1 protein-coding gene is annotated in these 1,633 nt (G+C 68.2%); it reads left to right on the forward strand.

Going from position 1 to position 1,633, the window contains the following annotated elements; translation table 11 throughout:
• The first annotated feature begins 245 nt into the window (after positions 1–245).
• Entirely contained in the window at positions 246–1,448 is a 1,203-nt protein-coding gene (locus tag ACFU8W_RS52425; protein WP_384052987.1) for an IS110 family transposase, read from the forward strand.
• The last annotated feature ends 185 nt before the right edge of the window (positions 1,449–1,633 follow it).

The raw sequence follows: 1,633 nt of genomic DNA on the forward strand, positions 1-1,633 counted from the left end.
CCCCCCCCGTTACCTTTTTCGTGGCTCCGCAACGGGGCTACCGGCCTTCGGGTCCGGCATGACTTCCCCCCCTTGTTGTTGATGATCCGGGGGGTGGTGTCACCGGGCCCGGAGGCATCGACGGACCGCTGATGAGGGGCTTGAGCGCCGGCTTCACCCAGGCCGGAAGAGCTCTCCGTAACGTGGATGTGGCAGCTCGGTGCCGAGGCAAGGCCGGACGAAAGCGTGAGCGGAGGGGCCTGCACGTGATCGATACCGGCGACATCGACGTCTTCCTCGGCCTGGACGTCGGCAAGGGCGAACACCACGCCACCGCCGTCACCCCGGCCGGCAAGAAGGCCTTCGACAAGCGGTTACCCAACACCGAACCCAAGCTCCGCGAGCTCTTCGCCAAGTTGAAGGCCAAGCACGGAACGGTGCTGGTCGTGGTCGACCAGCCAGCCTCGATCGGTGCTCTGCCGCTGGCGGTCGCGAGGGATATGGGCTGCCCAGTCGCCTATCTGCCGGGTCTGACGATGCGGCGGATCGCCGATCTCTATCCCGGTGAGGCCAAGACCGACGCGAGGGACGCGTTCATCATCGCGGACGCCGCCCGCGCGATGCCCCACACTCTGCGGGTGATCGACGGCGAGGACGAGACGATCGCCGAGCTGGAGATGATCGTGGGGTTCGACGACGACCTGGCAGGGGAAGCGACCCGGGTCGCCAACCGGCTCCATGGCCTGCTGACCCAGATCCATCCGTCGCTGGAACGGGTGCTGGGGCCGCGGTTGCAGCACCCGGCCGTCCTCACGCTGCTGGAACGGTTCGGCTCCCCGGCCCAGATACGCAAGGCGGGCCGACGGCGGCTGGTCACGCTGCTGCGGCCGAAGGCGCCGCGGATGGCCGAGCGTCTGGTCGAGGACATCTTCGCCGCGTTGGACGAGCAGACCGTGACCGTCCCGGGGACCGAGGCGGCCGCGCTGATCGTCCCAAGCCTGGCCGGATCCCTGGCCGCCGTCCTTGACCAGCGCAAACTCCTGGCCGGGCGGATCGAGGAACTCCTGGACTCCCACCCTCTTTCGAAGGTCCTGACGTCGATGCCGGGAGTCGGCGTCAGGACCGGAGCCCGGATCCTGATCGAGGTCGGCGACGGCAGCACCTTCCCGACCGCCGGCCACCTCGCCGCCTATGCCGGTCTCGCCCCTGCCACCCGGAGTTCGGGCTCATCGATCCGCGGCGAACAGCCCTCGAGAAGGGGGAACAAGCAGCTCAAACGGGCCTTCTTCCTCTCCGCGTTCGCGGCCCTGGCCGACCCCGCATCGCGGACCTACTACGACAAGAAGATCGCCCAGGGCAAGCACCACACCCAGGCTCTGCTCTGCCTCGCCAGACGCCGGGCCGATGTCCTCTTCGCCATGCTCCGCGACGGAACCTTCTACGAACCCCGGCCAGCCTCAGCCGGCTGATCCTCAGCGGCCTCGCCGCACACGGGGCAGTCCCGCTCGTCGACCGAGTCCATCACGACCGGATGACCGCAGAAGTCGCACGGCCGCATGCCCTCGACTACCGACTCTCGAACAGGCACGTCATCACTCATGACAGCCACACTGCCACCCGACCACCTTGACCAAAGACATAGGGGCACCCCCCC

The organism is Streptomyces sp. NPDC057565 (genome assembly GCF_042801455.1).
GTDB lineage: Bacteria > Actinomycetota > Actinomycetes > Streptomycetales > Streptomycetaceae > Streptomyces > Streptomyces yanii.